The sequence below is a fragment of the Dietzia psychralcaliphila genome (genome assembly GCF_003096095.1).
GTDB classification, from domain to species: Bacteria; Actinomycetota; Actinomycetes; order Mycobacteriales; family Mycobacteriaceae; genus Dietzia; species Dietzia psychralcaliphila.
Map to the genome: position 1 here is coordinate 3,578,732 of NZ_CP015453.1, position 18,981 is coordinate 3,597,712.

Here is an 18,981-nt window from a genome sequence, read left to right on the forward strand (position 1 = left end):
TTGCCTCGGGCCGAATCGGATGTCGACCTCCCGTGGTCGCGCACCGGGCGCGTCGCCTCCGAGCGACGCGGGATCCCAGGAGCGCGCCGGGCAAGACGCCCCATCTATGTACGGAGATTCCTCCCTTGTCACGTTCTTTCGCCGATCTCGGCGTTCCTTCATCCCTGCTCGACGTCCTCACGGGCGTCGACATCGTCACCCCCACGCCGATCCAGTCGGCCACGCTGCCCGACGCGATGTCCGGGCGCGACGTCCTGGGCCGGGGCCGCACCGGCTCCGGCAAGACCTACGCCTTCTGCCTCCCGCTGGTCACCCGTCTCGCCGCCTCGGCACCCGCCGGCGGTCGGCGTAAGCGCAACTCACCGCGCGGGCTGATCCTCGCCCCCACCCGCGAGCTCGCCCGTCAGATCGACGAGACGCTCGCGCCGCTGGCCAAGGCCATGGGCCTCAAGACGACCGTGATCTTCGGCGGGGTCTCGCAGGGCCGCCAGGTCAGCGCGCTCGATCAGGGCGTCGACATCGTGGTGGCCTGCCCGGGCCGGCTCGAGGACCTCATGGGCCAGAAGCACTGCCGTATGGATTCGATCGAGGTCAGCGTCCTCGACGAGGCCGATCACATGGCCGATCTGGGCTTCCTTCCGGGAGTCACCCGGATCCTGGCGGCCACGCCCCAGGGCGCCCAGCGACTGCTGTTCTCCGCGACCCTCGACCAGGGTGTGGACAAGCTGGTGAGGAAGTTCCTCGACAATCCGGTCGTGCACGAGGTCGACGACGGCTCCGCCACCCCCGGCGCGACCGCGCACCACGTCTTCCACGTCGACCCGGACGACCGCGTCCGCGCACTGGCGGACCTGGCCGGAGTGAACGAGCGGACCGTCATGTTCACCCGCACCAAGCACGGCGCCAAGCGGCTGGCCAAGCAGCTCTCCGGTCGAGGCGTGACGAGCGTGGACCTGCACGGCAACCTGTCTCAGAACGCGCGCGTCCGCAACCTCGACGCGTTCTCCTCGGGCCAGGCGAGCGTGCTCGTGGCCACCGACATCGCGGCACGCGGCATCCACGTCGATGACGTCGGGCTCGTCGTCCACGCCGATCCGCCGGCCGAGCACAAGGCCTACGTGCACCGCTCGGGTCGCACCGCACGCGCGGGTGCAGTCGGCACCGTCGTCACCGTGGCCACCTCAGACCAGGTCCGCGAGGTGCGCTCGCTGCTGCGGTCGGCCGGCGTGACCGCGGGCGAGATCGTGCTCCCCGTGGGCGCGAACGCCGCCACCGCGCTGGCCGACGCCCCCGAGCCGCCCGCACACGTGCCCGGGGACGACGCTCCCGCGGGCCGTCAGAGTCAGGGTCAGAGCCGCCAGAGCCAGAACCGGCAGCGTCAGGGCCGGTCTCAGGGCGGGCAGGGCCAGAACCGTCAGGGCCAGGGCCGCGACGGCGGCGAGCGCGGAGGCCGCGCGCAGGAGTCGTCCGGCTCGGACGGCACCCGTCGTCGTCCCCGTCGGCCCCAGAGTGCCGGCGCCCAGGGATCCGGTCACGGTTCCAGCCGTCAGGGTTCCGGCGCCCAGGGCTCGGCTCGTCAGGGTTCGGGTGGCCAGCGCTCCGCTGCCACCCACACGATCGCCCAGAGTGCAGGCCATTCGCGTGGCGGCGAGCGCCGCAAGGCCAGCCGCGCCGCCGGCTGAGTCTCCAGCCTCCGACCGATCAGCCGCCAGCTGTCACCCGAACACGGTGATGGTCTGGCGGCTGATCGCCGTCAGCGCCCCGTCCGGTCCCCACAGCATGGCGTGGGTGTGCGCGTAGCCGTCGCGGGAGGCATCGGTGGTCGCCTCGTACGCGAAGACCGCCTCCGGTGGGATCGTGTCCGGACCGATCTCCGCCACCAGCTCCAGCGTCCAGGTCAGGCTGCTGGCGGGCGCGAACCCGGAGAGCATCTGGATGGTCGCCGGGGGCCACGCGTCCGCGAGCACCAGCAGATGCTCCTCGTGGAACTCCTCGGGGGTCTCCCGCAGCTGCGCCCAGCCGGAGAGGTCGCCGGTCTCGGCGCCACTGAACGGTAGTGCGCCGCCGACCTGTCGCAACGCGAGGAATCGGTAGAACTCCGGGGTCATCTTCTCGATGTAGGGGAACGGCTCGATCGTCCCGGGCTCCGGCAACTCCGGCATGGGATGTCTGGGGGGCACGACGATGGTGGACTCGCGGTGCTTCCCGAACGCCGCCAGGGCGGTGGCGACGAGAGCGCCGTCCTGGCGCAGCGTGGCCTGGCACTGCGTCACGTTCTTCCCGACCCGCAGGATCTCGGCATGGACCTCGACCGCGCCCGTCGTGGCGGGGCCGATGAACGAGACGGTGAACGACCTCAACGGATGTGGAGACCCGGACCCGTCTCCGGCCGCGTCCCTCAGCCGACCCTTGATCGACGCCAACAGCAGCGCCCCGGTCAACCCGCCGTAGATCGCGCGGCCCTGCGTCCAGCCGTCCGTGACCTCGACGGTCCCACCGCGCGCGGCGGCCTCCAGCATGCTCTTCAGCGACATGCCGGACAGTCTGCCAAAGCGCTCAGTGGACCAGTTGGGCGCGCCCCTTCTGCCGGAACGCGGCCAGCGCGGTCGCCAGACCGGGCATCTGCGGCATCCGGTCGAACATCTTCTCGCTGCGCGTCTCCGCGGCGTCGTCGGCGGTCCGGTGCAGGTACTTGTCGGGCAGCGAGAGACGCGCGATGGTGCGCCACGACTGCAGGTACTGCTTCCACAGCGGTCCGCTCACATACGGCAGGTCGTACCGCTCGCACAGGTCACGGACCCGCAGGGAGATCTCCGAGTACCGGTTGGACGGCAGGTCGGGGAACATGTGGTGCTCGATCTGGAACGACAGATTGCCCGACATGAGGTTCATGACCGGGCCGCCGTCGAGGTTGGCGCTGCCCAGCATCTGACGCAGGTACCACTCGGCCTGGGTCTCGGTCTTGACATCCTTGGGGGTGAACTTCTCCGCCCCGTCCGGGAAGTGACCGCAGAAGATCACCGCGTTGGTCCAGATGTTGCGGATGATGTTGGCGGTGACGGTGGCGGTGAGCGCCTGCCGACCCGCCGGTCCGGCGAGGACGGGGAAGAGGATGTAGTCCTTGAGGACCTGCTTGCCCGCCTTCCGAAGGAACGCCTTGGCGGTACGCCGGTCGGCGGGCGTGGCACCGGAGCCCGGGAACGCGTCCTGGAACCGCACGTCCTGCAGGCCGATCCCCCATTCGAACCCCAGCATCAGCACGGTGTTGACCAGGAGGTTGGCGGAGTACTTGGGCTCCCACGGCACGTCACGCGTGACCCGCAGGACGCCGAACCCCACGTCGTCGTCAAGCCCGACGATGTTCGTGAACTTGTGGTGCAGGTAGTTGTGGGTGTGCTTCCAGTCCGCGGAACTGCCGACGAGGTCCCACTCCCAGGTGGTGGAGTGGATCTCCGGATCGTTCATCCAGTCCCACTGCCCGTGCAGGACGTTGTGCCCGATCTCCATGTTCTCGAGGATCTTGGCAACGGCCAGCGCACCCGTGCCGAGCGCCCAGGCCGTACGGTTCCGCGCACCGATGTACAGGACCGCCCGGGCACCGAGTTCGATCCCACGCTGCAGGCGGATCACGCTGTGGATGTACCGGTAGTCCCGCTCCCCGCGCGAGGCGATGACGTCGGCCCTGATCGCGTCGAGTTCCCGCCCCAGCTCTTCGATCTGCTCGGGACAGAGATGGGCGTACTCACCTACATCAGATATGGCCATGGATCAACTCTAGGCCGGTCCGGTGGATCTTAACCACCTGTGGGAGCTCTTGACGGCGAATTCGTGACCAAGCGCACCACGATGGGTCGACTTCACTGACTCCACGCGCGGCGCAGCACGTCCAGCGTGCCGTGGACCCGCTCGCGGGTCGACCCCACGGGGGCGATCATGAGCTCGTCCGCGCCCGCACGCGAAGCGAAATCCTGCAGGTAGTCGCGAACTGCGGGCCCGTCCCCGACGGCGGTGCAGCTGATCATGTGCAGGATCTGACGGCCGCCGGCCGACTCCATGATCATGTCCAGCTCCTCGTCCGAGAAGTGCCGCCCGCGCCCGGCCATCAGCTTCACGCGTTGGCGCCGGTAGTGCTGGAGCTCGCGGGCGGCGCGGCCGGTGTCGTCGTCGGCCACCACGTTCACGGCGGCGATCATGTACGGCTCGGCCAGCTGCTCACTGGGCTCGAAGCGGTCGCGGTACACCGCCGAGGCCTGCTCGAGCGCGTCGGGCGCGAAGTGCGAGGCGAACGCGTACGGCAGCCCGAACTTGGCGGCGAGCTGGGCGCCGAACAACGAGGACCCGAGGATGTAGAGGGGGACCCTGGTGCCCCGGCCCGGGGTCGCGGTGATCCCGCGGGTCCGCGCGAGATCGGAGGGGGAGTCCCCGAGGAACGCCTGCAGCTCGCGGACGTCGTCGGGGAAATGCTCGGCGGCCGACGGCTCGCGGCGCAGTGCGCGGATGGTCTGCGGGTCGGTGCCGGGGGCGCGGCCGAGCCCCAGGTCGATGCGGCCCGGGTGCAGCTCTGCCAATGTGCCGAACTGCTCGGCGATCACGATCGGCGAGTGGTTGGGCAGCATGACGCCCCCGGACCCCAGCCGGATCCGCTCGGTCTGCGAGGCGATGTGCGCCATGAGCACCGCCGGTGCCGACGAGGCGATGGAGCCCATGTTGTGGTGCTCCGAGTACCAGACCCGTTCGTACCCCAGCTCCTCTGCCTTCTGCGCCAGCGCCACCGAGTCCTGCAACGCGTCCCCGACGGACTGGCCAGGACGGACGGAGGCGAAGTCGATCACGGACAGGGGCATCGGGGAGGGGGTCATGACGGGTCCAACCCCGGCCTCGCGGGACCTATTCCGCCGCGGGGAACGACGGGGGCGGCACACTGGGGGGATGTCCGCTCCCGGCCCCGGTGCCAGCTCAGGTTCCAGTTCTGTCGACGTCGCCCACCTCGTCTCGGTGATGCGCGGGGCCGAGCCGCTGGTGCACTGCCTGACCAACTCGGTGGTCCGGCAGATCACCGCCGACGTCCTGCTCGCCGCCGGCGCCGCGCCCGCGATGGTCGACCACCCCGACGAGGCCGGGGACTTCGCCGCCGTCGCCTCGGGTGTGCTGATCAACGTCGGCAACCCGACGACCGAGCAGATCGAGGGGATGCACGCCGCCATCGCCTCCGCCCGCGACCACGGCACGCCGTGGGTGCTGGACCCGGTCGCGGTGGGTGGTCTGGCACTGCGCACCGGTCTGGCGACCGGCTGGCTCGACCACGGGCCCGCGGCGATCCGGGCCAACGCCTCCGAGATCGTCGCGCTCGCCGGGGCGGGAGCGGGTGGGCGGGGCGTGGACTCGACCCACGACGTGGCCGTGGCGTTGGCTCCGGCGTTGTCGCTCGCCGAGCGCACCGGGGGGATCGTGGCGGTGACGGGACCGCAGGACATCGTCGTCACCAACTCCGGCGGGTCGACGATCGCCACCTGGGTCACCTCCGGACACCCGCTGTTGCAGAAGGTGATCGGCACCGGCTGCGCGCTCGGTGCGGTGACGGCCGCCTATCTCGGTGCGGCCCGCACCGCCGGACTCCCCGACCACGACGCGGTGGTGGCCGCCCACGCCCACGTCGGCGCGGCGGGCACGGCCGCCGGGCGGGTCGCCGCGGGTCCCGGCCTGTTCGCGGTGGCGTGGCTCGACGCGTTGTACACGCTCACGCCCGAGGAGATCGCGGACACGGTCACCCTCCTCGACGCCTCGCCGTGACCCACCCGGCCCGCGCGCGCCGCGCATCCGCTCCGGTCGGGCACGGCGGTCCGGGGGACTCCGTCGACTGGCGGCTGTACCTGGTCACCGATCCCCACCTCGGTGGCGGGCGGGACGCGGTGCCCGGGATCGTCTACGAGTCCGTACTCGGCGGGGTGGGTGTGGTCCAGTTCCGGGACAAGGAGTGCGGAGGTGAGTGCGACGACGACGAGTTCGCCTCACGCGCCGCCGCCGTCGCCGACGCCGCCCGACGGGCCGGAGCACAGGTGGGCCGCGACGTGCCGGTGTTCGTCAACGACCGGCTGGACGTGGCGCGGGAGCTGGGGCTGCACCTTCACGTGGGGCAGCGGGACGTGCCGTTCGCGCGGGCCCGCGCCGAGCTCCCGGGGTATCTGATGCTCGGGCTGTCGATCGAGTCCGACGAACAACTCCGGGTCGCGGTGGCAGGTCCCGGGCCCGCGCCGGACGTGATCGGGGTGAGCCCGGTCTGGGCCACCGCCACCAAGACCGACACCGCGGTGGCGCTCGGCCCGGAGGGAGCCGACCGCATCGCCCGCGCGGCCCACCGACGGGGCGTCGCGGCGGTGGGAATCGGTGGGATCACCTCGGCGAACGTCGGCCTGCTCGCCGGCACCGCACTGGACGGCGTGTGCGTGGTGTCGGCTGTGATGACCGCGACCGATCCACGTGCGGCCGCCGCCGACCTGCTCTCCCGTTGGGACCGGGCCCGGGCTCACGGCTGAACCGACCCAAGAACCTGCGGGCCCCGTCAGTTCTCCCAGGGGTGGCAGACGCCGAACCCGCCGTAGCCGGTGCCGATCGTCGGATGGGTGGACAGGGTCAGCTCGTCCTGGTGATCGTTGATCAGGTAGACGTAGCGGATCTCGGATTGCGTGTGTTCCTCGTCGGTGGGCTTGGGCCGGAACCCGTGCGGCTCGACGGCGTTCAGGACCTCGCCCAGGGCCCGGTCCCAACCGGCGGGGTCCAGGGCATCGGGATGACGCATCTCGCGGGCGTAGAACTTTCCGATCCCGGTGTCCAGGGCACCGGCGGCATCGCTCCGGCTGGGACAGGCCACCTCCTGGGCCGGCCGCGACTCCCTCCAGCCGCCCGCGCCGATTCTGTCCTCGAGGACCCGCCGGATCTCCGCCTGCCCCGCCTCGAGTGCGGCGCGGGAACCCGCGACGTCGATCGTGGTGTCGAGCGGAACGTTCGCCGCGCCGATCGGGCCGGTGCTGGTGGGAGGGGCCGGCGCCGGGTCCGGCGTGGCGCCTCCCGTGCAGCCCGTCGCGGCCACGATCAACGGGAGGGCCAGAATCGGGTAGGCAGACCGAAACCGCGTCACCACACCAATGGTGCCCGTACCGTCGGCCGCATGCAGAACAGCACCCCGGACCAGATCACGATGGTCGAATTCCCCAGCACGTCGATGCCGGCGACCGCCGACTTCCTCGCGACCGTGTGCGGCTGGACGCCCACCGTGTACGGGACGTCGTACACCGACCTCACCGGCGGCGGGATCGAGGTGGGGGTCCAGGGCGACGACGACGAACAGTCCCCGGCTCCGCTGATGGTGATCCGGGTGGCCGACCTGGCCGAGGCCCGCGGGCGGGTCGAGGCCGCGGGCGGCGTGGTGACCCTTGAGCCGTTCTCCTTCCCCGGCGGCCGACGGTTCCACTTCCGCGAACCGGGTGGCAACGAGATGTCCATGTGGGTGCCCGAGTAGTCGGTGCCCGAGTAGTCACTGCCCGAGGTGTGACAGCTCAGACTGTTGCGTGCTGCCTTCTCACCAGGTCGGCTTCACAATGTCGGCTCGAACCCCTCCGGCAGCGCGAGCCTCGTGAGTTTGGCCGGGTTCGAGTGGAAGTAGACCCGCGTGACGTGGTGGTCGACCACGGCCAACTGGGCCACCCGCACGACCCCGCGGGAGACCACCGCCAGCGCGAACTCCCCGTTGACCTCGACCGGCGCGATCATGCCGCCGGACAGCTCCGTCGCCTTGACCAGGAAGTACGCGCACTTGCGGGCCCCCACGATGTCCCGCCTGGCGGCGTTGACCTTCCCGTCACTGTCCGAGACCACCCGGGCGTCCGCGGTGAGGACGTCGATCGTCTGCTGGAGGTCACCGGCCAGGACTGCCTCGACCAACCTCGAGATCACCGCCTCCGACGCGCGCTCCGGCGGACGTAGGTCGGTGTCCAACCGATGCCGGGCCCGGCTGACCCACTGGCGGACCGTGGGCACGGCCGCGTCCAGTGCCTCGGCGATCTCGGCGTAGGGCAGGGCGTAGGCCTCGCGCAGGACAAAGGCCGCGCGCTCGTCGGGGCCCAGCTGCTCGTAGGCCAACAGGACGGCGATCCGCAGGTCGTCGCGCTGTTCGACCATTTCCGAGGGCAGCAGGGCGGTGTCGACGGGTTCGGGGAGCCACGCCCCGACGTAGGCCTCCCGCTTGCGTCGCCGCAGCCGGTCCAGGCACAACCGCGTGGTGACGGTGGTGAGCCAGGCCTCGGGGTTGTCGGGCGCCGTGCCCGGTTCGAGCGCGACCAGACGGGCCAGGGCCTCGTCGGCGGCGTCCTCGGCGTCGGCCCACGTCCCGGTGATGCGGTACCCCACCCCGAGGAGTCGCCCCCGGACCCGGTCGATCGCGGACCGGTCGAGCCCGGCGACCACCCCGGGCGCTGTCACCCCGGGCGCTGTCACCTCGGCCGCTGTCACCCCGGGCGCTGTCACCTCGGCCGCTGTCACCTCGGGCGCACGGGATCGATGTCCTCCGGGCGGACGCCCCGCAGCGATCCCGGGTCCTTCCGGGTGGCGACGGCGATCCGGTTCCATGCGTTGATGGTGACGACCTCCATCAGCAGCTGTCCAGTGCCCGCCTCGCCCCGGTGACGGACCACGTCGTCCCAGAGCTCGTCGGAGACCGACTCCTCGCCGTGGATGTGCGTGATCGCGTCCGCGAATCTCAGGACCGCGAGGTCGCCCGCGGGCAGCTCCCCGGCGTGCGCGGGCCAGTCCTCAGCGGCGAGGATGCGGGTGTCGTCCCAGCCGCCCCGCCGGGCGTCGCGTCGGTGCATCGCGGTGCAGAAGCGGCAGTTGTTCACCGCAGAGACGCGGAGGCGGATGAGGTGGCTGTCGGAGCGGGAGACCCGGGCCCGGGTGTAGGCCTCGAGCGCCAGCATGGGGGCCATCGCCCCCGCGCTGACCTGTGTGCGCTGTCCGTGATCGTTCCGGTGTGTACTCATACCCCTTCGACGCACCAGCGCCCCCGGATGTGACACGCCCCCGGATATGACAGCGGATGGGTGCAGTCACCTATGGCGATCTGAGGAGTCCCCTCCTAGCCTGGACGCATGACCGATCCCGACGATCTGCTGCTCTCTGACACCGAGCGCCTGCACGCGCTCACCGCCCTCGGCGATCACTACGCGGCTGGCCGCCTCGACGACCCGGAGTTCCACTCCCGCTCGGGCGACGTGGCCGCCGCGCGCACACTGGGTCAGCTACGCGGGTCGTTCAGCGATCTGCCGGGGGGCATGCCGCTGACCAGCGTTGACGGCATGATCGTCCAGTCGGCCACGGCGGGCGGTGGCGAGCTGGTGCGATCCTCGTCGTCGTCACCCGCGGTGTCGGATCCGGATCGCGAACTCCAGGATCTGCGCAAGCGCGGCAGGACGGTGGAGACGCTCGACGGGCTGGTCCTGGGAGCGACACTCGTGGCCTTCCTCATCCTCCAGTTCGTGGTGGGCTGGGACTTCGCGTGGATCGTGTGGCCCTCATTGGTGCTGACCCTGGGGGTGCCGCGCGCGATCATGCAGTTCTCCGACTCGGACGAGGAGCTCTACGAGGAGCTCAAGGAGTCCGACGACGAGGCCCGCAAGGAGCGCCTCCGTGCGGCCACCGAGCGGATCCGCGAGCTCGGAGACGGGCGCGAGACGCGGGACTGAACCACCCGGCCCCGCGTCACCCCCCGGCGTGCTGCCGCATCGACGACGGGGGGCCGGGGGCCGGGGGACGAGGTCAGGTCTCCTCGAGCGCGACGCCCTTGCGCTCCGGGAGCGTGAAGGCGGCCAGGGCGGCCACGACGAAGGCCGCCGCGAACACACCGAAGACCATCGCGGTGCCGCCCGCGCCCAGCATCACCGGGACGAGCAGCGGCGCGATGATCGAGGCGATCCGCCCGAACGCCGCCGCCGCACCGGTGCCGGACCCGCGGGTCGTGGTGGGATACAACTCGGGGCCGATCGCGTACAGCGCGCCCCACGCTCCGAGGTTGAAGAACGACAGTGCCATGCCCGCGGCGATGATCGTCGCCGGCGTGTCCGCGAGGCCGAACAGGCCCGCGGCCACAGCCGAACCGGACAGGAACACCGCGAGGGTTACCCGGCGGCCCCACACCTCGATGAGCCACGCCGCCACCGCGTACCCCGGCAACTGGGCGAGCGTGATGATGAGCGTGTAGCCGAAGGACCTCACCAGGTCGAAACCCTGGGAGACCAACAGGCTGGGCAGCCAGATGAACGCACCATAATAAGAGAAGTTGATGCCGAACCACACGATCCACAGGGCTCCGGTCCGCCTGCGCAGGCGCGGGGACCAGATCGACTCGCGGGTCGCCTCCTCGAAGGCTGCGGCCCGGGACGGCGCCGTGCCTGAGGTGGTCGCGGCGGTGGTCCCTGCGGTGGTCGCGGCGGACTCTGCCCTGGACCCTGGGGCAGCCTCGGCGGGCGGTTCGACGCCCGCCGAGGCCTCGAACTCGCGGACGATGCGCTCGGCCTCGTCCACCCGACCCCTGGACTCCAGGAACCGCACCGACTCGGGCAGGCCGAACCGGATCACCAGCGCATAGGCGGCCGGGACCAGGCCCACCGCCAGCGCCCAGCGCCACCCGTCGTCGCCGGTCGGGACCACGAAGTACCCGATGAGCGCCGCCATGATCCAGCCGACGGCCCAGAACCCCTCGAGGATCACCACTACCCTGCCGCGGATCCGGCGGGGCGCGAACTCGCTGACCAGCGTCGATGCCACGGGCAACTCCGCGCCCAGGCCGAGGCCCACGATGAAGCGCAGGACGATGAGCATCAGGATGCCGGTCGACAACGCCGCCGCTCCCGTGGCCAGCCCGTAGACCAGCAGCGTGGCGGCAAAGACCTGGCGGCGGCCGATCTTGTCCGCGAGCAGCCCGCCCAGTGCGGCGCCGATGGCCATGCCCACGAAGCCGATCGAGCCGATCCAGGACAACTCGGTGGGGGTCAGCGCCCAGTGCACGGCCAGCGCAGCCATGACGAACGAGATGAGGCCGACGTCCATGGCGTCCAGTGCCCAGCCGATCCCGGATCCGAGCAACAGCTTGCGGTGCTTGCGGGTGAACGGCAGGCCGTCGAGGCGCTCCGTGCGTGAGGTCATGCGCGATAACGCTACTCCCGGCCCGCGGGTGTCTCGCGCGCCCGGGGACCGGCCGACAGGGCGACGCCGGGCCCTCCCGTCGGGGTCCAACGACGCCCTCCGGCCGGGGTCCCACGGCGCCCCACGGCGCCCTCCGGCGAGTGGTCGCGCACGGCACCTGAGCGGGAACGGCACCTCGGAGAACGTGAGCGGATGTGACCACGCGAGGGATCGGTCGCACCGGGGGACGGCGGCCGTGGGGCTCAGGAGAATTCGTCACGAGGTCTGGACTTGGACCAGTGTCCGGGTAGCCTGGTGAAGTATGTGTTTTGCATCACAAACTGGGGAGTGCCTCGTGGACACCACTGATCACGCCAGCCCGGGCGGCGCCGACTTCGACATCGTGATCCGCGGCGGGACCGTCTACGACGGCACCGGTGCGCCGGGCGTCCGGTCCGACCTCGGAATCCGGGCCGGCGTCATCACGGCGGTGAGCCCCACCCCGCTCCCGGTCTCTCCCGGCACACGCGTCATCGAGGCCGACGGCAGATGGGTGACGCCCGGTTTCGTCGACACCCACACCCACTACGACGTGGAACTCCTCGTCTCACCCGGGCTGGGCGAGTCAGTCCGCCACGGCGTCACCACCGTGCTCGTGGGCAACTGCTCCCTGTCCGGGGTGTACGCGGACGCGGTCGACGTGGCCGACCTGTTCAGCCGCGTGGAGGCCCTGCCCCGGGACGCCGTCCTGGAGGCACTCGAGCGGACGAAGTCCTGGTCCGACCCGGCGGCGTGGCGTCGCGCGGTCGAGGCGCTGCCGTTGGGTCCCAACGTGGCGAGCTTCCTCGGCCACTCCGATGTCCGCGCCTCGGTGATGGGGCTCGGCCGGGCGACCGACCCGGAGCACTCCCCCAGCCGTGACGAGTTGCGTGAGATCGACCGGCGCGTGGAGCAGGCGCTCGACGAGGGCTTCCTGGGCGTGTCCACCATGACCAACCCCTGGGACAAGATGGACGGCGACCGCTACCGCTCGCGGACCCTGCCCTCCACGCACGCCTCGTGGAAGGAGTTCCGGCGCATCAGCCGGGCCCTTCGCCGCCGCGACCGGGTCCTCCAAGGCGTGCCCAACCTCAACACCAAGGTCGATGTGGCCTTCTACGTGGCCACCAGCACCGGGCTACTCCGCAAGCCGCTGCGGGTGACGCTCCTGGCCGCGGCTGACACTCTGGCCGAACCGTGGGTCAACCGGATCTTCCGGCCGCTGGCCTGGATCGCCAACACCCTGGGCAGGGGCAGGTTCGTGTGGCAGCACCTGCCCACCACGTTCAAGGTGTGGGCCGACGGGATCGACCTGGTGGTCTTTGAGGAGTTCGGCTCCGGACGCGAGGCCCTGCACCTGGTCGACGAGATGGCCCGCACGGACCTGCTCGGGAAGGAGAGCTACCGCCGCTGGTTCCGCGAGGACTTCGAGAAGCGGTTCAGCCCGCGGGTCTGGCACCGCGACTTCGACGACGCGCTCATCGTGGCCTGTCCCGACGAGGCGCTGGTGGGCAAGACCATCGGCGACGTGGCCCGGGCCCGCACGCTGCACCCGGCCGACGCCTACCTCGACCTGGTGGTGGAATACGGTACCGACCTGCGGTGGACCACCACCATCGCCAACGCGCGCGAGAAGGTCGCCAACCGGCTCGCGCGGACACCGGGCATCACCATCGGCTTCTCCGACGCGGGGGCGCACCTGCGCAACATGGCCTTCTACAACTTCGGCGTCCGCCTGCTCGAGCGCGTGTACGAGGCGGATCGCCGCGGCGCACCGTTCCTGTCGGTCGAGGACGCCGTATACAAGCTCACCGGCGAACTCGCCGACTTCTACCGGCTCGACGCCGGCCGGATCGAACCCGGGCGGCGGGCCGATGTGGTGGTGATCGACCCGGCCGGCCTGAACGGAGAATCGCTGGGCTACCACGAGGAGGCGATGCCGGAGCTCGGCGGCATCCACCGCATGGTCAACCGCAACGACCGGGCGGTGGCCGCCACGGTCATCGGCGGCCACGTGGTGTGGGAGGACGGGCAGTTCGCGGAGGGCTTCGGCAGCGAGATCGCCGCGGGACGGTTCCTGCCCTCCGGCGAGAGCGTGGGTCCGCGCACGAGTTCGAAGGTCGCACTCTGAGGAGCCGGACCGCCATCGTGTTGGCCTGCGGCGGCACGATCGGTGGAGCGTGGACGATCGCGGCCCTGTCCGCCCTGGACATGCAGCGCGGCCGCGCGCAGGACCCGCGGCTCCGCAGCCACCTGGCGTCCACCCCTCCGGGAGTCCCTCCGCTCCCGCGCCTGCCGCTGTTGAACCCCGGGTTGCTGCGGTCGCGGTCGGGGCTCGCCGCCGTGACCGGCATCGCCCCCACCGGCCGTGCCGACGCCGACTGGCTGCAGCGTCTCGCCGACGGCTTCAGCAGCGGAGGCCGGCTCCCGCACCGGGACGTGAGAATGGTGGCCTACGACGTCCGCTCGGGAAAGAGGGTCGCGTTGGGCGCCCCGGGATCCCCCACCGTGAGCGTCGGCGAGGCCCTGCGCGCATCCTGGGCGATCCCCGGTTGGATGCCGCCGGTCCCGGTCGGCGACCGCCTCTTCGTCGACGGGGGTGCGGCGTCGACCGCGTCGGTGGACCTCCTCACGTCCCGCGACGCGGACCTGGTCTACGTGATCGCCCCGATGGCCTCGGCGCCGGGCGTCCGCGCACCCGGGCCCGGCGGCGTGCTGGAACACCGCCTGCTCCGGCGCCCGATGTCGACGGGTCTCGACGCCGAGATCGCCTCCGCCCGCGCACGCGGGACCACCGTCATCCCCATCCGTCCCACGGCACGGGACCTCGCGGGCCTCGGCGCCAACTTCATGCGCCGCTCCCGCCGGGCCGCCGCGTTCGAGGCCGCCATGACGACCGCCCCCGGAACCGTGCGCGCCGCACTGTCCGGGGACACCCTGTCCGGGAACGGAACCGGCGCGTAGTAGGAGCAGAGTCCCCCGCCGGGTCCTCGCCTCACTCCGTCGGCAGACCGGCGGCCTCCCAGGCCTGGAAGCTGCCCTCGAGCTCGACCACGGTGTACCCGGCACTGCGCATCGCGCTGGCCACCACCGAACTGCGGGCTCCCGACTGGCAGTAGGTCACGATGGTCCCGGAGTCCGGCAGCCGGTCGCGCTCCCACATCACCTGACCGCCGTGCACCTGCGTGGCGTCCGGGACGTGGCCCTCGTCGAACTCCGTGGCGGCACGGACGTCCAGCACCATGGCGGGCTCACGGTCGTCGAGTCCCCGCGGTTCGACCGTCTCCGGGACGAATGCCGGCAGGCCGTCGCGTGAGGTGATGTACCCGGCCGTGGTGTCGATTCCGACCCGCGCGACGTGTCGCCGCAGCTCCTCGGCCGTCTCGCGGTTCTCGGTGAGCATGACCAGTCCGCGAGTGTCCTGCTCGGGGTCGATCGCCCAGCCCGCGTACGTCCCCGCCTGGCCGGCGGGGAGGTTGATGGCGCCCGAGACCGTGCCCTCGTGGACCTCGTCGGCGGAACGGGGGTCGACGACGACGAGCTCGCCCGCCTCGATACCGGAGACCACCTTCTCCGCCGGCAGTTCGGGCAGCTCCGCGAGCGGATATCCGAGGACGGGGGGACCGTCCCGGTTCTCGCGCTTCATCCGCCCGAAGTAGGCCGGCGCGTCGGGCTGGCCGTCGAGTAGCTCGGAGACGAAGCCCTCCTCGTCGTCGTTCTGCACGTACTTCGGCCACCACGCGAACTTCCGCTCGTATCCCACCGAGCTCGAGGGCAGGGCGCCCAGGGACTTGCCGCAGGCCGAGCCGGCGCCGTGGGCCGGGAACACCTGGACGTGGTCGGGCAGGGTGAGGAAGTGGTCGCGCAGGCTGGCGAAGAGCTGCGCCGCGCTCTCGTGGCGGGTGTCCTTGCTGGTGGAACCCCCGTTGGTGGAGCCCGCACCGTGACCGTCACCGGAACCCCCGCCGGTCGAATCCCCGCCGGTCGAATCCCCGCCGTCCGCGACCTCATCGAGCAGGTCGGGTCGACCAAGGTCGCCGCAGAAGACGAAGTCGCCGGTGAGCGCGTAGCCGGGTTCGTCGGCGAACGCGCCGTCGGTGATGAGGAACATCAGGTGCTCGGGTGTGTGGCCCGGCGTGTGCACGGCCTTGATGGCGATGTTGCCCAGCTCGATGACGTCGCCGTCATTGAGCAGTTCGGCGTCGAAGCCGTAGCTCCAGTCCTCGCCGCCCTCGCCCGAGAGGTAGGTGGTCGCGCCGGTGGCGGCGGCCAGCTCGCGGGTGCCGGACAGGTAGTCGGCGTGGATGTGCGTCTCGGCGACCTTGACGATCGTCATGTTGTGCTGCTCAGCCATCTCGAAGTACGGCTCGAGGTCACGACGGGGGTCCACGACGATCGCCTCCCCGCTGCTCTGGCAACCGATGAAGTAGCTGGCCTGGGCGAGGTCGGTGTCATAGATGCGTTCGAGGAGCATGGAGTGTCTCCGTTTCCGTAGGAAGCAGGTACACAACGCACCGTAAAACCCTCGGGGGTATAGCGCCACCGCTCGACGCGGATGGCACGCACACTGGACTGGCGTACCCCGCCCCCGACGAGAGGACCCCCGCCGTGTCCGATTCCCCCGTGTCCGATTCCCCCGTGTCCGATTCCCCTGTGAACGATTCCCCCGTGAACGACTCCCCGTTGACCGACGACCTGCGCCGCCTACTCGCCGCACCGAACCCGTGCGTCATGGCGACGCTGCGCAAGGACGGCTCGCCGGTGACCGTGCCCACCTGGTATCGGTTGGTCGACGACCGAATCCACCTCAACCTGGACGCCGGCCGCGTCCGGCTGCAGCACCTGCGGCGAGACCCGCGGGTGGCACTGTCCGTGCTGGACGCCGACGACTGGTACTCGCACGTGAGCATCCAGGGTCGGATCACCGAGATCACCGAGGATCCCGACCTGTCCGGCATCGACGCGCTGTCCCGGCACTACACAGACCAGCCCTACCCGGTCCGCGACCGTCCCCGTGTCGACGCCTGGCTGGAGATCGAGCGCGTACACACGTGGGGGTCCGCGGCGCGATCCTGATCCGGTGGCGGGCGCCGCGGCATAGCCTCTGGGCAGAACGTCAGCCCCTCAGCCTTTTAGCCCCTCAGCCTTTTAGTCCTTCGGCCTTTCAGTCCTTCAGTCCTTCAGACCGGCGCCCCACCCGGGCGCCCCACGCCCCCCGGAGCCGCACATGTCCGACCGTTACCCCCTCGCCGAACTCGCCGATCTGCCCGACGACCTGCGGGAGCGCATCCTCGCGGAGCAGGAGAAGGCCGGGTTCGTCCCCGAGGTGTTCCTGATGTTCGGACGCCGACCCGCGGAGTGGCGGGCGTTCTTCGCCTACCACGACGCGGTGATGGACCGCGAGGGCTCGAACATGTCCAAGGCGGACAAGGAGATGATCATCGTGACCATCTCCGCGCAGAACAACTGCCAGTTCTGCGTGGTGGCTCACGGGGCGATCCTTCGGATCGTCAAGAAGGACCCGTACCTCTCCGACCAGTTGGCCGTGAGCCATCACAAAGCCGAACTGACCCCCCGGGAGCGCGCGATCTGCGACTTCGCCACCAAGGTCAACCTGCGGTCCGACGAGCTCGTCGACGCCGACTTCGCCGCGCTGCACGCGCACGGCCTGGACGACGAGGACGCGTGGGACATCGCGACGATCACCGGCCTGTTCGGGCTGAGCAACCGGGTGGCCAACGCCACCGACATGCGGCCGAACCCGGAGTTCTACACGATGGGTCGGCTGCCGCGGTCGACGTAGGCCGCCGCGGTCGCGTAGCTCTACAGCTGCTTGTGCGGGATCCCGTTGATGGTGCCGCCGTCCACCACGAACTCGGTGGCGGTGGCGTAGGAGGACTCGTCCGAGGCCAGGAACAGGACGAAGTTGGCCACGTCCTCGACCGTGCCGAGGCGGCCCAGGGGGATGGGGATCATGTCGTCCGGGATGCCCTCGGTGATGGGGGTGCGGACGAGCCCCGGGTGCAGTGAGTTACAGCGGATTCCGTGCGGGGCGAGTTCGAGCGCGACCGACTTGGTGAGCCCGCGGACCGCCCACTTCGCGGCCACGTACCCGTGCGCCCACGGGGTGCCGCGCATGCCCTCGATCGAGGACACGTTGATGATCGAGCCGCGGCCGGCGGCGATCATCGTCTCGGTGACCGCCTGGCACCCGTAGAAGGTCCCCGTGAGGTTCACGTCGAGGATCTGCTGCCACTTGTCGTGCCGGAACTTGTGCAGCTCGGCACCATTGGCGATCCCGGCGTTGTTGACCAGGACGTCGACCCCGCCCCAGTCGGCGACCGTCTCCTCGACGACGGCCTTCCACTGCTCGGGAGCGGACACATCGAGGTGACGGTAGCGCGCGTTCGCCCCCAGTTCTGCCGCCACGGCCTCGCCCTGCTCGTCGAGCACGTCGGTGAGCACGACCCTGGCGCCCTCCTCTACGAGCCGGCGCGCATCACCCTCACCCATCCCCCGCGCGGCGCCCGTGATGATGGCGACCTTGCCCTCGACCCGACCCATGACGACTCCCTCTACTCGTGAACAGTTGTGGTGATGACGCCGATCGCTGCGTCAGCGCGCGCCGACGAGGCCCGGAGCTCCGGTGAGCGGCATCTGCAATGTGGTGGTCAGTCCCGGTGCGGCGGCCACGACGGCGGGAACGGCGTTGACGACCCGGCCGACCCCGGCCAGGATCGCCGAGTAGTTGTGGTCACCGTCCGCGCTCTGCGCGGCCAGGTCGAGGACGTACGACGGCTCGCCGATCACCTCGACGCGGTAGGAGTGACCTTCCTGGACCGCGTACGGCCAGTCCGGACGCAGGTCGTCCCGGGTGCGGGTGACGTGTTCGACCACGATGACGGGCTCGCCCGCCACCATCCCGGTGATCTGGAAACGGAACCCCGCCTGGGTGCCCTCGGCGATGGTGCAGGCCGCGACCTCGTAGGTCTCCGGCGCGGGTTCGCGCTCGACATGTTCGGTGATCTCGTCCACCTCCACGCCCAACCCGGCCGCGAGCAGGTGGATCGACGCGCCCCACCCTGCGGTCAACACACCGGGCAGGAACAGCAGCGGGGTCTGGTCGAGAGGGGTGCCGAACCCCATCACGTCGACCATCGACTCGGTGGAATCGTAGGTGGCGTAGTCGGAGAACTCGGTGCAGCGGACCTGACGCACCTCGCGGCAGGTCCCGGTGATCACGAGCGGCAGGAGGTCGTTGGTGAAACCCGGGTCCACGCCGGTCACGAAGAGGGTGGCCCCGCCCTCCAGTGCCGCGGCCTCGAGCTTGGCGCGGGCACTGTCGGGGATCCCGGCGACGGGGTTGATGAGCGGGGTGGGCGCGGTGCCGGCCACATTGATCCCGGCGGAGAGGTACTCGCGGATGTCACGCGCGGCCTCCACCGGCCGGTTGTCGCTCATCGCGCAGTAGACCACGCAGTCAGGCCTCGCGGCGATGATGTCGGCCGAGCTCGTGGTGGCGGTGACGCCGGTCGTCACCTCGAGACCGGCGAGTTCACCTGCGTCCCTCCCCGCCTTCGCCGCGGAGTGCACCCAGACGCCCACGAGTTCGAAACGCGGGTCCTCGATGAGCTGGCGCAGGGCGATCGCCCCGGCGTTGCCCGTGGCGATCTGTGCGACCCGGATGGCCATGTGTCCCCTCCCGACCTGAGGCGTCACGTGGTGATGCGCGCCCGTTCGCGGCGGACGCTACCAGAGCGTGCCGCCTGG

19 protein-coding genes are annotated in these 18,981 nt (G+C 70.8%); 9 read left to right on the plus strand and 10 right to left on the minus strand.

Annotated elements, in window-relative coordinates; translation table 11 throughout:
* The first annotated feature begins 125 nt into the window (after positions 1-125).
* Positions 126-1,682 carry a DEAD/DEAH box helicase gene (locus A6048_RS16580; protein ID WP_107746932.1) on the plus strand — a complete coding sequence of 519 codons (1,557 nt, stop codon included), beginning with the start codon at positions 126-128 and terminating at the stop codon, positions 1,680-1,682.
* A 33-nt stretch (positions 1,683-1,715) separates the two neighbouring features.
* On the opposite strand, the gene A6048_RS16585 is transcribed toward A6048_RS16580, so the two are convergent.
* The 3 genes from A6048_RS16585 to A6048_RS16595 form a co-directional block, all read right to left on the minus strand.
* Positions 1,716-2,534 carry a thioesterase family protein gene (locus A6048_RS16585; RefSeq protein WP_107746933.1) on the minus strand — a complete coding sequence of 273 codons (819 nt, stop codon included), beginning with the start codon at positions 2,532-2,534 and terminating at the stop codon, positions 1,716-1,718.
* Positions 2,535-2,556: 22 nt separating this feature from the next.
* A complete protein-coding gene (locus tag A6048_RS16590) occupies positions 2,557-3,765 on the minus strand; it encodes a fatty acid desaturase family protein (protein ID WP_107746934.1) in 1,209 nt (402 codons plus the stop codon).
* A gap of 92 nt (positions 3,766-3,857) precedes the next feature.
* Positions 3,858-4,859 carry an LLM class flavin-dependent oxidoreductase gene (locus A6048_RS16595; protein ID WP_107746935.1) on the minus strand — a complete coding sequence of 334 codons (1,002 nt, stop codon included), beginning with the start codon at positions 4,857-4,859 and terminating at the stop codon, positions 3,858-3,860.
* Positions 4,860-4,929: 70 nt separating this feature from the next.
* Here A6048_RS16595 and thiM point away from each other — a divergent pair, with 70 nt between their 5' ends.
* Entirely contained in the window at positions 4,930-5,790 is an 861-nt protein-coding gene (gene thiM / locus A6048_RS16600; protein ID WP_107746936.1) for a hydroxyethylthiazole kinase, read from the plus strand.
* Positions 5,787-6,533, plus strand: coding sequence for a thiamine phosphate synthase (locus tag A6048_RS16605; protein ID WP_107746937.1), 747 nt, complete (start codon positions 5,787-5,789; stop codon positions 6,531-6,533). The genes thiM and A6048_RS16605 overlap by 4 nt, the downstream gene beginning before the upstream one ends.
* 26 nt (positions 6,534-6,559) lie before the next feature.
* Here the strand turns inward: A6048_RS16605 and A6048_RS16610 are convergent, their stop codons facing one another.
* Entirely contained in the window at positions 6,560-7,135 is a 576-nt protein-coding gene (locus tag A6048_RS16610; protein WP_146166342.1) for a hypothetical protein, read from the minus strand.
* A 30-nt stretch (positions 7,136-7,165) separates the two neighbouring features.
* Here A6048_RS16610 and A6048_RS16615 point away from each other — a divergent pair, with 30 nt between their 5' ends.
* On the plus strand, positions 7,166-7,516 hold the full coding sequence (locus A6048_RS16615) for a VOC family protein (RefSeq protein WP_107746939.1): 351 nt from the start codon (positions 7,166-7,168) through the stop codon (positions 7,514-7,516).
* A 74-nt stretch (positions 7,517-7,590) separates the two neighbouring features.
* Here A6048_RS16615 and A6048_RS16620 read toward each other — a convergent pair whose 3' ends face one another.
* Positions 7,591-8,520 (minus strand): sigma-70 family RNA polymerase sigma factor, encoded by a 930-nt coding sequence (locus A6048_RS16620; RefSeq protein ID WP_244911024.1) that lies wholly within the window; start codon positions 8,518-8,520, stop codon positions 7,591-7,593.
* An 11-nt stretch (positions 8,521-8,531) separates the two neighbouring features.
* Positions 8,532-9,032 carry a carboxymuconolactone decarboxylase family protein gene (locus A6048_RS16625; protein ID WP_235027471.1) on the minus strand — a complete coding sequence of 167 codons (501 nt, stop codon included), beginning with the start codon at positions 9,030-9,032 and terminating at the stop codon, positions 8,532-8,534.
* Positions 9,033-9,140: 108 nt separating this feature from the next.
* Here A6048_RS16625 and A6048_RS16630 point away from each other — a divergent pair, with 108 nt between their 5' ends.
* Positions 9,141-9,734: a DUF1707 SHOCT-like domain-containing protein gene (locus A6048_RS16630; RefSeq protein WP_107746941.1), complete on the plus strand. Its 594-nt coding sequence runs from the start codon at positions 9,141-9,143 to the stop codon at positions 9,732-9,734.
* A gap of 73 nt (positions 9,735-9,807) precedes the next feature.
* Here the strand turns inward: A6048_RS16630 and A6048_RS16635 are convergent, their stop codons facing one another.
* A complete protein-coding gene (locus A6048_RS16635) occupies positions 9,808-11,193 on the minus strand; it encodes an MFS transporter (RefSeq protein ID WP_107746942.1) in 1,386 nt (461 codons plus the stop codon).
* A gap of 334 nt (positions 11,194-11,527) precedes the next feature.
* Between A6048_RS16635 and A6048_RS16640 the strand changes: the two genes are divergently transcribed.
* Entirely contained in the window at positions 11,528-13,342 is a 1,815-nt protein-coding gene (locus tag A6048_RS16640) for an N-acyl-D-amino-acid deacylase family protein (protein WP_235027472.1), read from the plus strand.
* Positions 13,343-13,359: 17 nt separating this feature from the next.
* Positions 13,360-14,175 carry a patatin-like phospholipase family protein gene (locus tag A6048_RS16645; protein WP_244911025.1) on the plus strand — a complete coding sequence of 272 codons (816 nt, stop codon included), beginning with the start codon at positions 13,360-13,362 and terminating at the stop codon, positions 14,173-14,175.
* 31 nt (positions 14,176-14,206) lie between these two features.
* Here the strand turns inward: A6048_RS16645 and A6048_RS16650 are convergent, their stop codons facing one another.
* Positions 14,207-15,685 (minus strand): MBL fold metallo-hydrolase, encoded by a 1,479-nt coding sequence (locus A6048_RS16650; protein ID WP_107746944.1) that lies wholly within the window; start codon positions 15,683-15,685, stop codon positions 14,207-14,209.
* A 194-nt stretch (positions 15,686-15,879) separates the two neighbouring features.
* On the opposite strand from A6048_RS16650, the gene A6048_RS16660 reads away from it, so the two are divergent.
* Both A6048_RS16660 and A6048_RS16665 read left to right on the plus strand, forming a co-directional pair.
* Entirely contained in the window at positions 15,880-16,287 is a 408-nt protein-coding gene (locus tag A6048_RS16660) for a PPOX class F420-dependent oxidoreductase (RefSeq protein WP_107747245.1), read from the plus strand.
* Positions 16,288-16,438: 151 nt separating this feature from the next.
* Positions 16,439-17,014, plus strand: a complete 576-nt coding sequence (locus tag A6048_RS16665) for a peroxidase-related enzyme (protein WP_107746945.1) — start codon at positions 16,439-16,441, stop codon at positions 17,012-17,014.
* A gap of 20 nt (positions 17,015-17,034) precedes the next feature.
* Here the strand turns inward: A6048_RS16665 and A6048_RS16670 are convergent, their stop codons facing one another.
* Complete coding sequence (locus tag A6048_RS16670; RefSeq protein WP_107746946.1) at positions 17,035-17,775, minus strand: glucose 1-dehydrogenase; 741 nt, start codon at positions 17,773-17,775, stop codon at positions 17,035-17,037.
* Positions 17,776-17,826: 51 nt separating this feature from the next.
* Positions 17,827-18,903, minus strand: coding sequence for an NAD(P)H-dependent amine dehydrogenase family protein (locus A6048_RS16675; protein WP_107746947.1), 1,077 nt, complete (start codon positions 18,901-18,903; stop codon positions 17,827-17,829).
* Between the last annotated feature and the right edge of the window lie 78 nt (positions 18,904-18,981).